General features: G+C 69.6%; 14 protein-coding genes. 9 read left to right on the plus strand and 5 right to left on the minus strand.

The genetic code is table 11. The features are described 5' to 3' along the window. Nucleotides 1-118: 118 nt before the first annotated feature. The 3 genes from OG214_RS36470 to OG214_RS36480 form a co-directional block, all read right to left on the minus strand. Nucleotides 119-754, minus strand: a complete 636-nt coding sequence (locus OG214_RS36470) for a TetR/AcrR family transcriptional regulator (RefSeq protein WP_405987201.1) — start codon at nucleotides 752-754, stop codon at nucleotides 119-121. Continuing rightward, nucleotides 751-1,113, minus strand: a complete 363-nt coding sequence (locus OG214_RS36475; RefSeq protein ID WP_405987202.1) for a DUF1304 domain-containing protein — start codon at nucleotides 1,111-1,113, stop codon at nucleotides 751-753. The genes OG214_RS36470 and OG214_RS36475 overlap by 4 nt, the downstream gene beginning before the upstream one ends. 242 nt (nucleotides 1,114-1,355) lie before the next feature. Then, nucleotides 1,356-2,198, minus strand: coding sequence for an endonuclease (locus OG214_RS36480; protein ID WP_363085058.1), 843 nt, complete (start codon nucleotides 2,196-2,198; stop codon nucleotides 1,356-1,358). Between the two features lie 385 nt (nucleotides 2,199-2,583). Here OG214_RS36480 and OG214_RS36485 point away from each other — a divergent pair, with 385 nt between their 5' ends. Genes OG214_RS36485 through OG214_RS36495 form a run of 3 tightly spaced genes read left to right on the plus strand, consistent with a single transcriptional unit; the run spans nucleotide 2,584 to nucleotide 7,548 of the window. Continuing rightward, the gene (locus tag OG214_RS36485) at nucleotides 2,584-3,855 is read left to right on the plus strand and encodes a ricin-type beta-trefoil lectin domain protein (protein WP_363085057.1); all 1,272 of its coding nucleotides are present in this window, start codon (nucleotides 2,584-2,586) and stop codon (nucleotides 3,853-3,855) included. Beyond that, on the plus strand, nucleotides 3,855-5,252 hold the full coding sequence (locus OG214_RS36490; RefSeq protein ID WP_382866908.1) for a ricin-type beta-trefoil lectin domain protein: 1,398 nt from the start codon (nucleotides 3,855-3,857) through the stop codon (nucleotides 5,250-5,252). Before OG214_RS36485 ends, OG214_RS36490 begins: the two co-directional genes overlap by 1 nt. Nucleotides 5,253-5,271: 19 nt before the next feature. Beyond that, nucleotides 5,272-7,548 carry an RICIN domain-containing protein gene (locus OG214_RS36495; protein ID WP_405987203.1) on the plus strand — a complete coding sequence of 759 codons (2,277 nt, stop codon included), beginning with the start codon at nucleotides 5,272-5,274 and terminating at the stop codon, nucleotides 7,546-7,548. 201 nt (nucleotides 7,549-7,749) lie between these two features. Here OG214_RS36495 and OG214_RS36500 read toward each other — a convergent pair whose 3' ends face one another. Further along, nucleotides 7,750-8,241, minus strand: coding sequence for a hypothetical protein (locus tag OG214_RS36500; RefSeq protein WP_405987204.1), 492 nt, complete (start codon nucleotides 8,239-8,241; stop codon nucleotides 7,750-7,752). Between the two features lie 109 nt (nucleotides 8,242-8,350). Here OG214_RS36500 and OG214_RS36505 point away from each other — a divergent pair, with 109 nt between their 5' ends. The 6 genes from OG214_RS36505 (at nucleotide 8,351) to OG214_RS36530 (ending at nucleotide 17,285) form a co-directional block, all read left to right on the plus strand. Then, nucleotides 8,351-9,373 (plus strand): LacI family DNA-binding transcriptional regulator, encoded by a 1,023-nt coding sequence (locus OG214_RS36505; RefSeq protein WP_405987205.1) that lies wholly within the window; start codon nucleotides 8,351-8,353, stop codon nucleotides 9,371-9,373. 424 nt (nucleotides 9,374-9,797) lie between these two features. Next, entirely contained in the window at nucleotides 9,798-11,045 is a 1,248-nt protein-coding gene (locus OG214_RS36510) for an extracellular solute-binding protein (protein ID WP_405987706.1), read from the plus strand. A gap of 3 nt (nucleotides 11,046-11,048) precedes the next feature. Continuing rightward, complete coding sequence (locus OG214_RS36515) at nucleotides 11,049-11,927, plus strand: carbohydrate ABC transporter permease (protein WP_405987206.1); 879 nt, start codon at nucleotides 11,049-11,051, stop codon at nucleotides 11,925-11,927. A gap of 47 nt (nucleotides 11,928-11,974) precedes the next feature. Further along, nucleotides 11,975-12,862: a carbohydrate ABC transporter permease gene (locus OG214_RS36520; RefSeq protein WP_363082588.1), complete on the plus strand. Its 888-nt coding sequence runs from the start codon at nucleotides 11,975-11,977 to the stop codon at nucleotides 12,860-12,862. A 77-nt stretch (nucleotides 12,863-12,939) separates the two neighbouring features. Further along, complete coding sequence (locus OG214_RS36525; RefSeq protein WP_405987207.1) at nucleotides 12,940-15,474, plus strand: CBM35 domain-containing protein; 2,535 nt, start codon at nucleotides 12,940-12,942, stop codon at nucleotides 15,472-15,474. A 68-nt stretch (nucleotides 15,475-15,542) separates the two neighbouring features. Continuing rightward, nucleotides 15,543-17,285 carry a glycoside hydrolase family 13 protein gene (locus OG214_RS36530; RefSeq protein WP_405987208.1) on the plus strand — a complete coding sequence of 581 codons (1,743 nt, stop codon included), beginning with the start codon at nucleotides 15,543-15,545 and terminating at the stop codon, nucleotides 17,283-17,285. A 309-nt stretch (nucleotides 17,286-17,594) separates the two neighbouring features. Here OG214_RS36530 and OG214_RS36535 read toward each other — a convergent pair whose 3' ends face one another. Next, on the minus strand, nucleotides 17,595-19,313 hold the full coding sequence (locus OG214_RS36535; RefSeq protein ID WP_363082591.1) for a PHP domain-containing protein: 1,719 nt from the start codon (nucleotides 19,311-19,313) through the stop codon (nucleotides 17,595-17,597). Between the last annotated feature and the right edge of the window lie 96 nt (nucleotides 19,314-19,409).

Below are 19,409 nucleotides of genomic sequence, written 5' to 3' on the forward strand. Positions count from 1 at the left end.
TGTTATGAACTGTCGCACAGGCACCCGGGGGCCGTAAGGCGTTTGGCAACACTCGATCCAGTGTTGCTTCCGGCATATGCCGCGGGCTCTCCGGAGCGTGGGTACGGCATGCTCCCTCTCAGTCGGCGGGAAGCCGGTGGAGCGCCACCAGCAGCCGCCAGATGCGGGTCGCGATGCCTTCGGGGGAGTCCTCGATCAGACCGTGCAGCCAGTCCGCCAGCACCCCGGTGAAGGTGGCGGCCACCGCTGAGGCGATCAGCTCGGGGGCGGGTGCCCCGGCCAGCGCCCGCTCGGCGCGGCTGCGTTCACGCAGCTCGCGGTGGAGCAGTTCCCCCAGCGGGCCGCCGCCTCCCGGTCGCAGCAGCGTCCGGTAGAGCGCGGCGTGCCGGGTGAGGGCGGCGAAGAACGGGACGAGGGGCGGTGGCGGAACGCGCGGATCCGGGGCGCCCCGCCAGGCGTGCAGGGCGTCCACCGCGTCCCGTACCACCTCCGCGCACGCGTCCACGGCCAGCGCCTGGAGATCCGGGTAGTGCAGATAGAACGTGGCCCGGCCCATCCCGGCCCGGCGCACCAGGGCGGCGACACCGACCTCTTCGAGCGGCCGTTCCGCGCACTCGTCGAGCAGCGCCCGCCGCAGTCCGGCCCGGGTCCTGGCCGTACGGGGATCAGCCGAGGCCGGGCCCTCGCCGCGAGCCGTCGGGGGAGGTGTGCCGGGCGGTGGTCCGGAAGGTGACGCGGGCGGTGATCCGGTCATCCCGCCGCCAGGACCGCGGCCAGTGCGATCGCGCCGGGCAGCGCCTGGACGGACAGGATGCGCCGGTTCGCGGTGATCCCGCCGTACACCCCGGCGACGGCCACGCAGATCAGGAAGAATATCCGGACCCGGTACCCGGTCGGGTCGTCGGCGATCAGTCCCCAGAACAGCCCGGCGGCCAGAAAGCCGTTGTAGAGCCCCTGATTGGCGGCGAGCGGCGCGGTCGCGCGGGCCAGTTCGGCGTCGAACCCGGAGAGGCCGCGCCCCTGTTTGCGCTCCCACAGGAACATCTCCAGGACCATGACATAGACATGGAAGGCGGCCACCAGAGCGACCAGGATGTGCGCGGCTGTCCGCATGACGCGGGTCCCCCGTACTCGGAAACAAAGGATGGACATGTGTCCAGGAAGTATAGACACATGTCCAGGAGCGGTCCGCCGGAGGGGCGGAGGCCGCGGCTCCTTGTCCTGGGCAAGCCGAAGCCCCCGGGAGAAGCGCGTTCCCGGGGGCCAGGGCCAGCATTCCCCGATGGGGGCGCTTGGAGTTAACGCGGCACAGTCTGGCACCGGCGGTGATCAGGTACGGGCATGCCGCGCCGCGCTCACCAGATGGCCTCGACCCATTCGGGGTGGTCGATGAACGGGTTCCGGTTGTTCTGGTACTGGCTGTATATGACCTCGTTGCGGCGCTTCTCGAAGGTGTCCGGCGGGTCCTGGTCGCTCCACGCCTTCAGTACGGACAGCTTCCCCATCGCGGGCGTGGAGCCGTTGTTGACGCGCTCGTTGGGTTCGAGGTTGGGCCAGGAGTCGCCGCCCTCGTACCGTACGGCCATATAGAGGATCATCCGGGCGACATCGCCCTTGACCGCGTTGCGCGGTTCGTAGGAGTCGGAGTCCGTGTAGTTGCCCGGCGCGCCGGAGACCGCGCTGCCGCCCCGGTCGAAGTCCTTGTTGCCGCGCACGCCGTTGACGCCGACATCCTCCGGGCGCAGATGGTGGAGGTCGGTGCCGGGTCCGGCCGCGGTGCCGAAGTCCCCGTGGGACTGCGCCCAGACGTGCTCGCGGTTCCACTGGCCCGAGTTGCCGCCGTTGCTCGACTTCGACTGCGACCGGCCGCTGTACAGCAGGATCACGTTCGAACTGTTCGCGGGGTCCTGGTCGGTGTTCTTGAGCGCGTCCCAGACCTGTGCGTACGAGATCTTCGTCTGGTTCCTGATGATCGTGTGCAGGGCCGACTTCAGGGCGGATCCGGTCTTGCCGAGCGCACCCTGGTAGTACGTGTCGTCGAGCGCGGCCACCGCGCCGGCCGAGCCCGCACCAGGGGCGGAGATCACGTTTGTGGACGGCGGTGCGGCGGGTGCGGCGGCCGCGGTGGTGGCGAGCACCGCGGTGGCGGCACCGAGAGCCAGCAGCAGGCGTCCGATGGGACGTTGGCGACGGGACATGGGGAAGCTGTCCTCTCCGGCGGGGGGACCGCCACGGCGCACGGCCACAGGGTGGGGGCGGGTGCCGCGGTGGTCGTGAGGTCGTGGTCGAGCGGGAGCCTTCCACAGGACCCGTGGGCCCGTGTGAACACACAGTGTCGGTCATGTGCAGGTCAAGTCAACCGTGAGATCGGCCACCGGGCGCCCGGTTGTGGAGGGTCTGGGTTCATATGGATGTGCGGCGGCCATGAATCTGGTCAACTTTGGTCCATACCAGCTTCTTGACGACCCCTCGCGCCCTGCCTTAAATCAAGTACTGAAATAAGCGCCCGAGGCGCTCACGCGCGACCTCCCCCTCGGCCGCAATGTCATGCGCATGACCCCCCACTGAAGCGATGTGATGACTGTGCGAATCCCTCTGGGACGCCGGATGGCGCTCTCCGCGCTCGCCCTGCTCTGCTGTACCGGTCTGCTGACCGCGGCCCCCGCCGGCGCGGCCACCGCACCCGAGGCGCGCTCCGAGGCCGCGGCCTCGATCGCCGCCGTGACCTTCTCCGACGACTTCAACGGCCCCGCGGGATCGGGTGTCGACGGAAGCAAGTGGCAGATCGAGACCGGCGACAACGTCAACAACCACGAGCGGCAGTACTACACCGCGGGCAACAACAACGCCGCTCTCGACGGCCAGGGCAACCTGGTCATCACCGCGCGCAAGGACAACCCGGGCAACTACCAGTGCTGGTACGGCCGGTGCGAGTACACCTCGGCCCGGCTGAACACCTCGGGCAAGTTCACCTCGACCTACGGACGGGTCGAGGCCCGGCTGAAGGTCCCGCGCGGTCAGGGCATGTGGCCCGCGTTCTGGATGCTCGGCAACGACATCGGCAACGTCGGCTGGCCCAACAGCGGTGAGATCGACATCATGGAGAACGTCGGCTTCGAGCCCGGCACCGTCCATGGCACCCTGCACGGCCCCGGCTACTCCGGCTCGGGCGGCATAGGCGCCGGCTACACCCTGCCGGGCGGCCAGGCCTTCGCCGACGCCTTCCACACCTTCGCCATCGACTGGTCGCCCAACGCGATCACCTGGAGCGTCGACGGCAATGTCTACCAGCGGCGGACCCCCGCCGATCTCGGTGGCCGCGCCTGGGTGTTCAACAAGCCGTTCTTCATCATCCTGAACCTGGCGGTCGGCGGCTACTGGCCCGGTGACCCCAACAGCAGCACCCCGTTCCCGTCCCAGCTCGTCGTGGACTATGTGCGGGTCAGCACCGATGACAGCGGCTCCGGCGGTACCGGCGGCACGATCACCGGTCTCGGCGGCAAGTGCGTGGACGTGGCCGCGGCCAACCCCGCCAACGGCACCCCCGTCCAGCTCTACGACTGCAACGGCTCCGCCGCGCAGCAGTGGAGCGTCGCCTCCGACGGTTCGCTCCGCGCGCTCGGCAAGTGCCTGGACGTCACGGGCAACAGCACGGCCGACGGGGCCCAGCTCCAGCTCTGGGACTGCGCGGGTACTCCCAACCAGCGCTGGGCCCTGCCCGACGCCCGCGATGTCGTGAACATCGGGGCGAACAAGTGCCTGGACGCGACCGGCAACAGCTCCGCCAACGGCACCAGGCTCCAGATCTGGACCTGCACCGGCACCGCCAACCAGAAGTGGACGGTGAACCGCTGATGGCCGGTGTGCTCAGCCGTATCAAGCCCCTGAGAACCCTCGTGCTGCTGGCAGCGCTCCCGCTGGCCCTCGCCGCGTCGCTCATCACCACGCCCGCCCCGGCCACCGCCGCCGTCGCGGCGGTCGGCTCGATCACGGGCCTCGGCGGCAAGTGCGTCGATGTGGCGGCGGGCAGCGCCGCCAACGGCACGGCCGTCCAGCTCTACGACTGCAACGGCTCCGCCGCGCAGCAGTGGGACGTCGCCTCCGACGGCTCGATCCGCGCGCTCGGCAAGTGCCTCGACGTGACGGGCAACAGCACGGCCAACGGCGCCCAGCTCCAGCTCTGGGACTGCGCCGGCACCCCGAATCAGAAGTGGTCCGTCTCGGCGGCACGCGACATCGTCAACACCCAGGCGAACAAGTGCATGGATGTGACGGGCAACACGTCCGCCAACGGCACCCGGCTCCAGATCTGGACCTGCACCGGCACCGCCAACCAGAAGTGGACCGCGCCCTCGGGCGGCGGCAACCCGCCCGCGCCCAGCGGACCCATGGCGGTCGCGCCGTACATCTACAACGGCTGGGGCAGCCCGCCGAACCCGACCACGGTCATGAACGCGACCGGCGTGAAGTGGTTCACCCTGGCCTTCGTCCTCAGCAACGGCTACTGCAACCCGCAGTGGGACGGCGGACGCCCGCTGACCGGCGGAGTGGACCAGCAGACCATCAACACCGTGCGCGGCGCGGGCGGCGACATCATCCCGTCCTTCGGCGGATGGAGCGGCAACAAGCTGGAGAGCTCCTGCTCCAGCGCGGGTGAGCTGGCCGCCGCGTACCAGAAGGTCATCAACGCGTACGGCCTCAAGGCCATCGACATCGACATCGAGGCCGCCGCGTACGACAGCCCCACCGTCCAGCAGCGCACCGTGGACGCGCTCAAGACCATCAAGGCCAACAACCCCGGCATCAAGGTGTACATCACCTTCGGCACCGGCCAGAACGGCCCCGACACCAGCCTGATCAACCGCGCGGCCGCCGCAGGCCTGACGGTGGACAGCTGGACGATCATGCCGTTCAACTTCGGGGGCGCGGGCCAGAACATGGGCACGCTCACCACCCGTGCCGCCGAGGGCCTGAAGAACGCGGTCAAGAACGCGTACGGGTACAGCGACGACCAGACGTACCGCAGCATCGGCATCTCGTCCATGAACGGCATCACCGACAACAGCGAGACGGTGACCGTCGCGGACTTCCGCACCATCCTCGCCTACGCACAGCAGCACCATCTCGCACGGCTGACCTTCTGGTCGGTCAACCGCGACCGGCCCTGCACCGGTGGCGGAGCCGACACCTGTTCCGGTGTCAGCCAGCAGGCGTGGGACTTCACCCGCGTCTTCGCTCAGTACACCGGCTGAGGCCGGGCGAGGAGAACAGATGAACGCGCTCTCGTACGGTGGCGGCGCCCTGCCGGGCCGCCACCCGTACCGACGGCTGTCCCCGCTCACCCTGCTGCTGACCGTGGCAGCACTCTGTATGTCGCTGGTCGCCCTGCCCCAGCAGGAGGCCGCGGCGGGGACCGCCGTGGAGGGCGGTGTCACGGTGGGCGGTGCCGCTGCGGCGGCACTGCCCACCGGGTGGACCACCGTCGTCAACAAGACGAGCGGCAAGTGCGTCGACGCGCGCGCCGCCGCCACGGGCAACGGCACCGCCGTACAGCAGTACACCTGCAACGGCAGCCTCGCCCAGCACTGGAGCCTCACCGCCACCAGTGGCGGTCATGTCAGGGCGGGCAACCGCAACGCCGGCAGTCAGGTCTGGGACGTGACCGACGTATCCGCCGCGGACGGCGCGGCGATCCAGCTCTGGACCTACAGCGACGGGAACAACCAGCAGTGGCTGCCGGTGGAGGAGGCCGACGGGGCGTACCACTTCGTCAACCGGGCCAGCGGCAAGTGCCTCGACGTGCCCAGCGCCTCGACCGCCGACAGCGTCCAGCTCCACCAGTACACCTGCAACGGATCGGGCGCGCAGTCCTTCCGGCTGGAGGCCGCCGATCCGCCGGTGCCCCCGGGCACCCCTGACCTCGGCCCCAATGTGGTCGTCTTCGATCCCTCGATGCCGGCCGCCACGATCCAGAGCCGGGTGGACGCCACCTTCCGGCAGCAGGAGACCAATCAGTTCGGCACCCAGCGGGCCGCCTTCCTCTTCAAGCCGGGCACCTACGACGCCGATGTGAACGTCGGCTTCTACACCCAGGTCGCCGGTCTCGGTCTCTCGCCGGACGACGTCAACATCCGGGGCGCCGTCCATGTCGAGGCCGACTGGTTCCCGCCGCAGAACGCCACCCAGAACTTCTGGCGCAGCGCCGAGAACCTGTCCGTCACACCCACCACGGGCACCGACCGCTGGGCGGTCTCCCAGGCCGCTCCGTACCGCCGTATGCATGTGCGCGGCAATCTGGCGCTGGACGACGGCGGCTGGTCCAGCGGCGGTTTCATGGCCGACTCCAAGGTCGACGGCCAGGTCAGGTCCGGCTCCCAGCAGCAGTGGCTCTCCCGCAACACCGAGTGGGGAAGCTGGACGGGATCCAACTGGAACATGGTGTTCGTCGGCGCGCGGAACGCGCCCGCGAACAGCTTCCCCAACCCGCCCTACACGACGGTCGACCAGACCCCGCAGGTGCGCGAGAAGCCGTTCCTGTACGTCGATCAGGCGGGCGCCTACAAGGTGTTCGTCCCGGCGCTGCGTGACAACTCCAGCGGTACGACCTGGTCGGCCGGGGCCCCGGCGGGTACGTCGCTCCCGCTGGACCAGTTCTACATCGTGAAGCCGGGAGCGACGGCCGCGGAGCTGAACGCCGCGCTGGCGCAGGGCAAGAACCTGCTGGTCACCCCGGGGGTCTACCACCTCAACCAGACCCTGAGGATCACCCGTCCCGACACCGTCGTCCTCGGGCTCGGCCTCGCTACGTTCATCCCGGACAACGGCATCACCGCGGTGTCGGTCGCCGATGTGGACGGGGTGAAGGTGGCGGGTCTGCTCATCGACGCCGGGCCCGTCAACTCCCAGCGGCTGATGGAGGTCGGCGCCGACGGCTCCGGCGCGAGCCACGCGGCCAACCCCACCTCGCTGCACGATGTGTTCTTCCGCATCGGCGGCGCGGGTGTCGGCAAGGCGACCACCAGTCTGGTCGTCAACAGCCGCAATGTGATCGGCGACCATATGTGGATCTGGCGCGCCGACCACGGCAGCGGGGTGGGCTGGACCACCAACACGGCGGACACCGGTCTGGTCGTGAACGGTGCCGATGTCACGATGTACGGCCTGTTCGTCGAGCACTACCAGAAGCATCAGACGATCTGGAACGGCAACGGCGGGAAGACGTACTTCTACCAGAACGAGATGCCCTACGACCCGCCCAACCAGGCGGCCTGGATGAACGGTGCCACCCAGGGCTACGCCGCCTACAAGGTGGCCCCGTCCGTGACCAGTCATCAGGCGTACGGACTCGGCAGCTACTGCTTCTTCAACGTCAACAGCGGTGTGACGGCGGAGCACGCGTACGAGGTGCCCAACAACGCCAATGTGCGCTTCCGCAACATGGTGACGGTCTCGCTCGGCGGCACCGGGACCATCCGGCATGTCATCAACGACCGGGGAGGCCCGTCGAACTCGTCCACGAACGTGGCGAATCTCGTCGCCTACCCGTGACAGGGACCCCCGGGTCCTGACGGACATCCCGACAGGGCGTCCTGACAGGCGGTCCTGACAGCCAGTCCCGACAGCACAGGCGGTCCCAACAGCACAGGCGGCCCGCGGACGGAATCCCCGTCCGCGGGCCGCCTGTGCGCCGTTGTGCCGGGCTCCTGGAGGCGGGACACGCCGGGGGAGCGGGGGCTCCGTACCCATGGCTCAGGGAGCCTGTCCGGCCATCGGCTCGGCCTCCAGGAAGCGGCGTCGGCGGGGGCCGCGGTAGACCAGCGCCTCCCAGCCCAGCCGTTCCAGCACGGCGGCGCACTCGGCCAGCGCGCGCTCCTCCTCCAGGGCCGCCCCGCCGCCGTGCGGACCGGTCCACTCCACCCGTACGGACGCGGGCCGCTCACCGGCGCGTACCCGGAACCCCGTGGCGGTCCGCCGCCCGTTCCCGTCCACCGCCGACGGCGCCAGTCCTGCCGCCTCCAGCGCGAGCGCGACGGCCCGCACCGGACGCCGCCGCTCCCACGGTGCCGGAGTGGCCGCCGGATCACCCGGGCCCGTATGGGTCAGCCGCCGGATCTGGAGCAGCCCCTCGAAGGCGACCCGGACCTCGGCCGCCCGCGCCCGCGGGTCCGCGCCCGGCACCGGTCCGTCGCCGGTGGCCGCCTCGAAGCCGCCGCGCTCTTCCCTCTCTTCCTCCGCCGCCATCCGTCAACCTTCTCAGCCGCCTCGGACAATCGTCCGGCACGCCAGCAGATGTTGGTAATTTGCGTAACAGATCTTTATTTCTTGCGTGGTTGCTTGGTAGCTTGATGGAGTGAAGAAGAGACTCTCTCAGGTGGCCGAGTTCGCCGGTGTCAGTGAGACCACCGCGCGGCGGGTGCTCAACGGGGCGACGGATGTGGCGCCGGCGACCCGTGACGCGGTGCTGACCGCCATGGACGTCTGCGGTTTCGAACGGCCCCGCGAACTGCGCCAGGAGCGGGCCGCGCTGGTCGGGCTGGTCGTACCCGATCTCCAGAATCCGATCTTCCCGGCGTTCACGGAGGCGCTGGCGGGGCTTCTGAACAAGCGCGGACTCATCCCCGTGCTCTGTACGCGCACCGCCGACGGCGTCTCGGAGGCGCACTACATCGACATGATCCTCAAGCAGAACGTCGGCGGGATCATCTTCGTCGGCGCCAGTTACGCGGACGCCGGACCCGAGCAGGGCCGGGCCCTGCGGGAGCGCCGGATACCGGTCGTACTGCTCAACGCGGCGGACGAGAATCTGGGCGTCGCCCAGGTCTCCGTCGACGACGCCGCCTCGGCCGAGCAGGTGCTGAACCATCTGGCGGCGATGGGCCACGAGCGGATCGGAATGATCCTCGGACCCGTCGGCCATGTTCCCTCGGCCCGTAAACTCGCTGGTTACGAGCGCTTCCACGGCCGTCGGGGAGGCGGTCTGCCCGACGGCCGGCGCAAGCTCGTCGCGCATGGCCTCTTCTCGATGGAGGGTGGCGCGACGGCGCTGCCGCGGCTGCTGGCCGAGGGCGTCACGGCGGTGGTCTGCGCGAGTGACGCGCTCGCTCTCGGCGCCATCAGGGCCGCCCGCCGCCAGGGATTGCGGGTACCGGAGGATCTGTCCGTCGTGGGATTCGACGACTCTCCGTACATGGTGGCCACCGACCCGCCCCTGACGACGGCCCGTCAGCCGGTCCACGCGATGGCCGCCGCGGCCGTCGCCTCACTGGCCGCCCAGATGAAGGGCCATGCCCCGGCCGGGGAGTCGATGATGTTCGACACCGAGCTGATCGTCCGCAGTTCAACGGCGCCTCCGGCCCGTACCGGCGGCGGCTGACGGAGCATCGGCGGCTGTTGCCGCGCGCGAGGGGCCCGGCGATGCGCCGGGCCCCTTCTCGCTGTCCGGCGGCGGCCGGCCGTACCCCTGCGGCGCCGCCCGCGAAGTGACGGACTGTCACAAACCCAAGCCTCTGGGATTAGTTTCTTGCGCAGACTCATTGACTTCTTGCGGCGCGCGCTTTTACTGTCAGCGCCGTTGAGAGACCGCAGCGGCCAGTCCGCTGCAAGTCACGCAAACCCTTTGCAGACCCCGTCGCCCGCCACCGGGCGGGCCGTCTGCCGTCGTTGTCAGGAAGGCATGGGATCCCGTGGTTGGCACAGCAAGACGTCGTGTACTCGGCCTGGCCATGGCCGCCCCGCTCTCCCTCGTACTCGCCGGCTGCGGCGGTTCGCCGACGCCCTCGGGCGTGGGCAAGGACGGTGTGGTGACCATCAGCGTCAACGGCATGCCGGCGAAGACCCAGCCGGCCGACCGGGAGGACTTCGAGGAGCTGGTCGAGGAGTTCGAGGCGAGCCATCCGAAGATCAGGATCGACGCCCGTGAGGGCCAGATGGATCCGAAGACCTTCGCGGCGAAGCTGGCGGGCGGCCAGCTGGAGGACGTGTTCTACGTCTACTTCACCGACCCGGCCGGTCTGATCCAGCGCCGTCAGGCCGCCGACATCACCCCGTATCTGAAGGACGTGCCGTATCTCCAGGACGTCCGTCCCGAGCTCCAGGACGTCTTCAAGGACGCCGGCGGCAGGATCTACGGGCTGCCGACCGGCAACTACTCGCTCGGACTGGTCTACAACCGGGCCCTGTTCACCGAGGCGGGGCTCGACCCGGACCGGCCGCCGGCCACCTGGGACGAGGTACGTACGGCGGCCAGGCGGATCAGCGCGCTCGGCGACGGCACCGTGGGGTACGCCGACTACAGCAAGAACAACCAGGGCGGCTGGCATCTGACGTCATGGATCTACTCCATGGGCGGAGAGGTCGCCACCCGGGGGGACGACGGCCGCTGGAAGGCCGCGTTCAACAGCACGGCGGGCCGCGCGGCGCTCCAGGCCCTGCACGACATGCGGTGGACCGACAACAGCATGGGTACCCGTCAGCTCCTGGAGATCGGCGACGTCCAGAAGATGATGGGCTCCGGCAAGCTCGGGATGTATATGGCGGGTCCGGACAACATCCCCACCATCGTCAAGCAGTTCGAGCGCGAGTACGAGGAGTTCGGTCTCACCGCGCTGCCCGGCACCGCGACCCTCGGCGGGGGCGACGGCTTCATGTTCAACCCGAAGGCCTCGCCCGAGAAGATCAAGGCCGGTCTCCAGTGGATCCAGTGGAAGTACCTCAACCCGGACCGGGAGGAGAAGAACGCCAAGAAGTGGGCCGGCCAGGGCATCCCGATCGGTCTGCCGCAGCCGAATCTCTTCCGGGGCGAGGCCCAGGCGAAGAACGACGCGATCCACGCCGAGTACGCCAATGTGCCGCAGCGCAACTTCAAGCCGTTCGTCGACCGCAGTCCCCAGGTCGCGGTGAAGGTCGAGCCGCCCAACGCCCAGCAGCTCTACACCGTCCTGGACGGTGTCATGCAGTCCGTACTGACCAAGAAGGACGCCGACCTCGACCAGTTGCTCGCGACCGCCGAGAAGAAGGCCGACGCCATCCTCGCCACGGTCCGGTGAACCATGACGGTCCGCAGGTCGCGCCGGCTCCGCGACAGTCTGGTCGCGTATCTCTTCCTCTCCGCAGGCCTTCTCTGCTTCGCGCTCTTCTCCTGGTATCCCATCGTGCGGGGCCTGCTGCTCAGCTTCCAGCAGGTCACCTTCGCGGAACCGGCCCGCTGGGTGGGGCTCGGCAACTTCCGGCGGCTCTTCGACGATCCGCTCTTCGCCACCGCCTGGCAGAACACCGGCTGGTTCACCCTGCTCGCGCTGGTCTTCGGATTCGCGGCCCCCTTCGCCACCGCCGTCGTCCTCAATGAACTGCGCCACGGCAAGGCGTATCTGCGGCTGACCGTCTATCTGCCGGTGATGCTGCCGCCGATCGTCACGATGCTGCTGTGGCGGTGGTTCTACGATCCGGGTCCCGGGCTCTTCAACAGTGTCCTGGAGGTCTTCCACCTCCCCGCCCAGCAGTGGCTGGAGTCGGAGAACCTGGCGATGGTCTCCCTGGTGCTGGTCTCGACCTGGGCCAACATGGGGACCACCACCCTGATCTATCTCGCCGCGCTCGGCGGTGTGCCCGGTGAGCTGTACGAGGCGGCCGAGCTGGACGGGGCGTCGATCGGGCAGCGCCTGTGGCATATCACCGTTCCGCGGATGCGCTTCATTCTGATGATCACCCTGCTGCTTCAGATCATCGGCACGATGCAGGTGTTCATCGAGCCGTTCGTGCTCACCGGCGGCGGACCCGACGACGCGACCGTCACCGTTCTGCTGCTGCTCTACCGGTACGCCTTCGTCTACAACGACTTCGGCCTGGCCAGCGCCATGAGCACGGTGCTCTTCCTGGTGCTGGGGCTCTTCGCGGGTGTCTATCTGCGCCTGACCCGGACCAGAAGCTGACCCCCGAGGCACCGCCCGCCGCAGAGCACGGCAGAAAGGAATCCGCCATGGCCGCCGAGACCGCCGTACGCACCCTGATAGCCCCCGCCGAGATGACCCGGCGCACCGGCCGGTTCATCCACCGCTTCGTGCTCCTCGTGACCCTGACCGGTTTCACCCTCGCCTTTGTCTTCCCCCTGTACTGGATGGCGACCGGCGCGCTCAAGTCGTCCGCCGAACTGGCCGACCCCAACCCCACCCTGCTCCCGCGGAGCTGGCACCCGGAGAGTTACACCGAGGCCTGGACGAATGTCGGACTCGGCCAGTACTTCCTGAACACCTTCCTCCTCGCGGCCGGGGCCTGGCTGTGCCAGCTCGTGGTGGATGTGGCCGCCGCCTACGCGCTCTCGAAGCTGCGTCCGGTGCTCGGCGGGGTGGTCCTCGGGATGATGCTCGCGACCCTCATGCTGCCGGTCTCGGCGCTGCTCGTACCGACCTATCTCACGGTGGTGGACGTCCCGCTGGTCCATCTCAATCTGATCAACACCCCGTGGGCGGTCTGGCTGCCCGCCTGCGCCAACGCGTTCAACATCTTCATCCTGAAACGGTTCTTCGACCAGATCCCGGGGGAACTCCTCGACTCCGCGCGTATCGACGGCGCGGGCGCCCTGCGGGTCCTGGTCTCCGTGATCCTGCCGCTCTCCCGGCCCGTACTGGCCGTGGTGTCCATCTTCGCGGTCGTCGGGGTCTGGAAGGACTTCCTCTGGCCGATGCTCGTCCTGCCCGACCCGGCCCGGCAGCCCATCACCGTGGCGCTCAACCGGCTCTCCCTCGACATGCCCGCCAACCAGTTGCTCGCGGGCATGGTCATGGCCAGTGTTCCGCTGCTCGTCCTCTTCCTGATCTTCCAGCGCAGCATCATCGCGGGTCTGACGGCGGGCAGCCTCAAGGGCTGACCGCCCGGAGATCCCCCCACCCCTCACGGCCCCCCCACCCCTCACGGCCCCCACCCCTCACGGAAGGACACACCGTCGTGTCACCCGCATCCCGCACACGGCCCGGCGCCGCCCGGCCCCCGGCGGCGAGAGCGGCAGGCCTGGCCCTGCTGCTTCTCCTCTCCCTCCTGTACGCCGTCTCGCGCGGCCCCTCCGCCCACGCGGCGGACGCCACGCTGGAGGCGGAGTCGGCGGCGCTCTCCGGCGGCGCGGCCGTCTCGGCCGAACATCCCGGCTACACCGGCTCCGGCTTCGTCGCCGGATACACCGACGGCAACAAGGGCAGGGCGTCCACCACGTTCACCGTGCCGTCCGCCGAGGCCGGCGCAGGATCCCTCCGGATCCGGTACGCGAACGGCACCACCGCCACCATGACGCTCAGCCTGTACGTCAACGGGACCAGGCTCCGTCAGATCAGTCTCCCCGCCACCGCCGACTGGCGGACCTGGGCGACCCGCGACGAACCGCTGACCTACGCCCAGGGCGCCAACACCGTCGCCCTGACGTTCACCACCTCCGACAGCGGCAACGTCAATCTCGACAACATCACCCCGACCACCCCCACCACCCCGACCGAGCCGCCGGCCGGCACCCTCACCCACCAGGCGGAGAACGCCTTCTTCTCCGGCGGGCCCGCCGTCGCGACCGGTGCCGGCGGCTACGACGGCACCGGCTATCTCACCGGATTCACCACCACGGGAGCCCGTTCCGTCCAGGCGGTCGACGCGCCGTCCGCCGCGACCTATCCGGTCGTCGTGCGCTACCGCACTCCCGGCAGCGCCGCCGCCACCATCACCCTCACCGCCAACGGCACCAAGGTCCGTCAGCTCTCGCTGCCCGGCACCGGGGGCGCCTGGCGCTCCGCCTCCACCGACGCTCCGCTGCGCGCACACCTCAACACACTGACCCTGCGCACCGAGACCGGTGACAACGGGGATCTCCAGCTCGACGGCCTCACGGTCACCGGCGCGTCCGCCACCGCCGCGCGGGGCGCGACCGTCCCGTACAAGACCTACGAGGCGGAGAACGGCACCACCAACGCCTCGGCCATCGGTCCCGACCGCACCTATCTCACCGTGCCCTCCGAGGCCTCGGGCCGTCGCGCCGTCGTCCTCGACCGGACCGGTGAGTACGTCCAGTTCACCCTGACCGAACCCGCCGACGCGCTGACCCTGCGCTACTCGGTGCCCGACAACACACCGTCCGCCACCCTCAGCGTCTACGCGGGCTCCACCCATGTCCGCGACCTCGATCTGACGTCCAGGTACAGCTGGGTGTACGGCGCGTACCCCTTCACCAACGACCCGTCCCAGGGCTCGGCCCACCGCTTCTTCGACGAGACGCGCGCCCTCGTCGGCAGCTTTCCGGCCGGCACCGTACTGAGATTCCAGAAGGACGCGGGCGATCTCGCAGCGTCGTACACCCTCGACCTCGTCGAGACCGAGACCGCACCCGCCGCCCGGACCATGCCGGCCTCGGGCTTTGTCTCCGCGACGGCCCTCGGCGTCACGCCGAACGACGGCGGTGACGACACCGCCGCGCTCAACTCGGCCCTCTCGACGGCGACTTCCCAGGGCAAGGGGCTGTGGCTGCCCGCCGGTACATACAACATCTCCGGGCTGGTCAATCTCACCGGGGCCACCCTCCGCGGCGCCGGCGAGTGGTCCACGGTGCTCCGCGGCAGCAACGGCAGAGGCGGACTCTTCGGGCGGGGCGGCACCAGCACGGTCCAGGATCTGACCATCGCGGGCGATGCCACCGTCCGTCTCGACCAGGGCTCCGACGCGGCGATCGAGGGGGACTTCGGCAGCGGATCGACCTTCCAGAACATCTGGATCGAGCACACCAAGGTCGGCCTCTGGATCGACGCGCCCACCAAGGGCCTCTACGCGAGCGGTCTGCGCATCCGCGACACCTTCGCCGACGGGGTCAACTTCCACAAGGGCACCGCCGACACCGAGCTGTGGAACTCCTCCGTACGCAACACCGGGGACGACGGGCTGGCGATGTTCTCCGAGAGCCAGGCGGTCAGCAACAGCGCCTTCCGCTTCAACACCGTCCAGGCCCCGCTGCTCGCCAACGCGATCGGCATCTACGGCGGCAACGCCAACCGGGCCGAGGACAATCTGCTCTCAGACACGGTCACCTCCTCCGCCGGCATAGCGGTGAGCACCCGCAACTTCCCGCCCGCGCCCCTGCCGTTCAGCGGCACCACCTCCGTCCAGCGCAACACCCTGCTGCGCACGGGCGGGTTCGAGCCCAACTGGCAGAGCAGGTTCGGCGCGCTCTGGATCTTCGCCGACTCCTCCGACATCACCGCGCCCGTCCTCGTCCAGGACATCGACATCATCGACAGCACCTACAGCGGAGTCCTCCTCTCCTACCAGAAGACCATCAGCGGTCTGACACTGAGGAACATCAAGATCCAGAACACCGGTGCCTACGGCATCGAGATCATCTCCGCCGGCTCCGGCACCTTCTCCGGTGTCACGGTCACCGGCACGGCCTCCGGCGGACTCAGCAGCACCGGCGGCTTCACGATCACGCGCGGTACGGGCAACAGCGGCTGGTAGCCGTCCCGCGCGATCCGGTGCGGGCCCGCGCACGGGCCCGCACCACCCTCATCGGACAAGGAGTTCCTGTGACCCACTGGTGGCGGCATGCCGCGATCTACCAGATCTACATACGCAGCTTCGCCGACGGTGACGGGGACGGCACCGGCGATCTCGCCGGGGTCCGGGACCGGCTGCCGTATCTGCGGGAACTCGGCGTGGACGCCCTGTGGTTCAACCCCTGGTACACCTCGCCCATGGCCGACGGCGGCTACGACGTGGCCGACTACCGGGACATCGACCCGGTCTTCGGCACACTCGCCGAGGCCGAGCGCCTGATCGAGGAGGCCCATGGCCATGGACTGCGGGTGCTCGTCGACCTCGTCCCCAACCACTGCTCCGACCAGCACGTCTGGTTCCAGGAGGCACTGGCGGGCGGGCCCGGCTCGGCGGCGCGCGAGCGCTTCTGGTTCCTGCCGGGACGGGGCCCGGACGGCGACGAGCCGCCCAACGACTGGCAGTCGTACTTCGGCGGCGCCGCCTGGACCAGGATCACCGAGGCCGACGGCACACCGGGCCCCTGGTATCTGCATATGTTCGCGCCCGAGCAGCCCGATCTGAACTGGGAACACCCCGAGGTCCGGGCCGAGTTCGAGGACATCCTGCACTTCTGGCTGCGCCGGGGCGTCGACGGCTTCCGGATCGATGTCGCCCATGGTCTGGCCAAGAAGGAGGGGCTGCCCGATGTCGGCCCGGACCCCGACCCCACCGATCTGCCCTACCAGGACCACGACGCCGTCCATGAGATCTACCGGAGCTGGCGCAAGATCCTCGACGGCTACGACGGGGAGCGGATCTTCGTCGGCGAGGTCTGGCTGCCCACGCCCGAGCAGTTCGCCCGCTATCTGCGCCCCGGCGAACTGCACTCGGCCTTCAACTTCGACTTCCTGTGCTGCGCGTGGGACGCGGCCGCGCTGAGGGAGGTCATCGACGGGACCCTGGCCGCCCACGGTCCGGTCGGAGCGCCGCCCACCTGGGTGCTCTCCAACCACGACACCATCCGGCATGTCACCCGCTACGGCCGTGAGGACACCTCGTTCGACATGGGGGACAAGCGTCTGGCCGATCCCAGCGATCCGGTCCTCGGCCGGCGCAGGGCCCGTGCCGCCGCGCTGCTCACCCTGGCCCTGCCCGGCGGGGTCTATGTCTACCAGGGCGATGAGCTGGGTCTGCCCGAGGTCCGGGATCTGCCCGACGAGGTGCTCCAGGACCCGGCCTTCGTACGGTCGGGGGGAGCGGACCGGGGCAGGGACGGCTGCCGTGTCCCGCTTCCCTGGCGGAGCGGTACGGGCACGGGCACGGGCGCCGGCCCGGGTACGGATACGGGTACGGGCCGGGCGGCGGGTGCGGCGCTCTCGCTCGGCTTCTCGCCCGACGGCGCGACCGCGGCGCCCTGGCTGCCCCAGCCCGAGGACTGGGACACGCTGACGGTCGAGGCGCAGGAGGCCGACCCCGGCTCGTTCCTCGCCCTCTACCGGACCGGACTGGCCCTGCGCGCGGCCCGGCTGACCGGCCTTCCCGAGACCCTGACCTGGGCCGGGACGGGGCCGGACACGCTCTGCTTCGACCGGCCGGGCGGATTCCGTTGTCTCGTCAACACCGGCGGGACGCCGATCCCGCTGCCCCCGGGAGCGACCGTCCTGCTGAGCAGCGTGCCACTGGAGGGCGGGCCGGTGGAGGGCGAGAGGGACCGGTCCGACGGCCGGCTGCTGCCCGCGGACGCCTGTGTCTGGCTCCACCGGGATGGAACGGAGGCCGCGACAGAAGCCTGAGGAGATGGCACGGGCCTGAGGAGGCGGCGCGCGCCCGAGGAGGTGGCGCGGGCCTGAGGACAAAGAGGCCCCGACCGGACGGGGGGCGCCGGTCGGGGCCGTAACGGGAAGGGGGTGGATGGCGGTCGCCTCGCGGCGGTGTGCTCCATGGGGCTTCAGCCGAACGATCTTCCTCATGGGCGATTCTCATATGGGGCCCGGGGACCCTGTTCCATCCACACCCTCATACTCCACAACGGCGGACCGTTCCGGAATGTTCCCCGCCGGGTCCTGCCGTCCTTCCCGACGGCAGGACCGGGGAGACCGGTGTCAGGACGGCAGCACCCAGATCGGGTTCGAGTAGAACCAGAGGTCCTGCCACGGGTCGGCGGAACCGACGACGTCGATCGCCGGACCGAACGGGTCGACCGCGGCACCGTGGACGCCCACCGCGCTGCGCTTGCCATCGGTACCGCGCAGCCGGAGGTACAGCGGGGTGGAGACCTTGTCGAGCTTGTACTTGAGGGTGACGGTACCCGTCGACTTGTTGACCTCGAAGGACTTGACGACCTTCGCGGTCGGCGCGGTGAAGGTGTCCTTGTCGCGCACCGGTCCCGTGACATCGCCCTGGATGATGTCGACACGGGCCAGCTTCGGCACGAACTGCGCCCAGTTGGCGCCGTTGGCCAGCGCGATCTCGACGGTCAGCTCGACGTCGTCACCACGCTTGGTCTGCAGCGCGCCACCGAGTGTGGTCCAGCGGCTGCTGCCCTTGATTCGGACGTCGAGACCGCTGATCAGACCACCGTGGTCGACCCAGATCCGGCCCGCGCGCATGCCGTCCATGACCGCCGCGTACGAGAACCGGTCCGCGCCGACGTGCGTACGGCTGTAGTGGCCCGGCCAGTAGTCACCCTGCGTGAGGCTGAGGCCGTCGCCGTAGACGGGGTCGGCGTGCCGGCCGTTGACCGCGAAGTTGTCGTCGGGGCCGATCACGGAGGGCTCGGCGTAGATCTGGTGCGAGTCCGAGTTGGCGGTGATCCACCACGGCTTGCCCTCGGCCAGCAGGCTGTCCCAGAGACCGCCGACGGTGGAGGTCATCCAGTCGAAGCCGCCCCAGGTGCGGTAGCTGTCCGCCGGGTAGGCCTGGAAGGAACTGGCGCTCGGGCTGTTGCCGTAGAAGCCACGGGCCTGGGCGCCGCCCTTGGGGGCGGGCAGACCGGCGGCCTGGTGGCCGGGAGCGCCCTCCATACCGATGGCGATCGGGCGGTCGGACGAGGTGGCGTCGCGCCAGCCGCGGATCTCGTGCGGGGAGTCGATGCCGTTACGGGCCGGGTGGTTGGCCAGCATCAGCGCGTCGTCGACCTTGCGGCGGCGCACCTGGTCGGCGAGGAACTGGAGACCGGAGATGGCCAGCGCCTCGTTGGTCTCGTTGGACGAGCTGGGGTGCAGGCTGCCGTCGTAGTCGTTCTCGAACTTCTTCAGCACCTCCACCTCGTTGCTGCCCGGGTGGACGAAGACCGTGGCGTGCTCGGCGCCCGGGATGTTCCACTCCAGGCCCTGGAAGACGAGCTGGTCCTTGAAGACCTTGCGGGCTTCCTGGATGTCCGGGTTGACCTTGTCCACACCGATCTTGGCGTGCGTCTCGCTGCCGTGGTCGGTGATGACCATCCAGTCCAGACCATGGGCCGTGCCCTGGCGGACCTGGTCGATGACGCGGTACTTGCCGTCGCTGCTGTACTGCGTGTGGATGTGGTGGTCGCCCGCCAGCCACAGGAAGCCGTTGCTCTTGGTGCGGCTGCCCAGGGGGGAGCCGCTCGAGTCGGCGGCGGCGGCCGTGGCGCCGCCGAGGACACCCGCTCCGGCCAGACCGGCGCCGAGCAGCCCGGTGCGGCGCAGCATCGAACGGCGGGAGAGCTGGCCCGGGGACAGCTCGCTGTCCGGCACGCCGGCGTCGAGCGCCGCCGGCAGGGGGCCGTTGCCGGCCGGGGTGTCGTGCGCGTGGTCGTGCGTGTGGTCATGCGGGTGATGGTGATGGCCGTGGCCCATTGCAGCTCCTCGCCGGTACCTGTACTGCTCAGCGAGTCAGATGGTCGATCGGCGGGATGAAGGCCCAGTGGACGCAGTGCGTACGCCAAATGTTGA

Source organism: Streptomyces sp. NBC_00872, from assembly GCF_045161915.1.
Classification (GTDB): domain Bacteria; phylum Actinomycetota; class Actinomycetes; order Streptomycetales; family Streptomycetaceae; genus Streptomyces.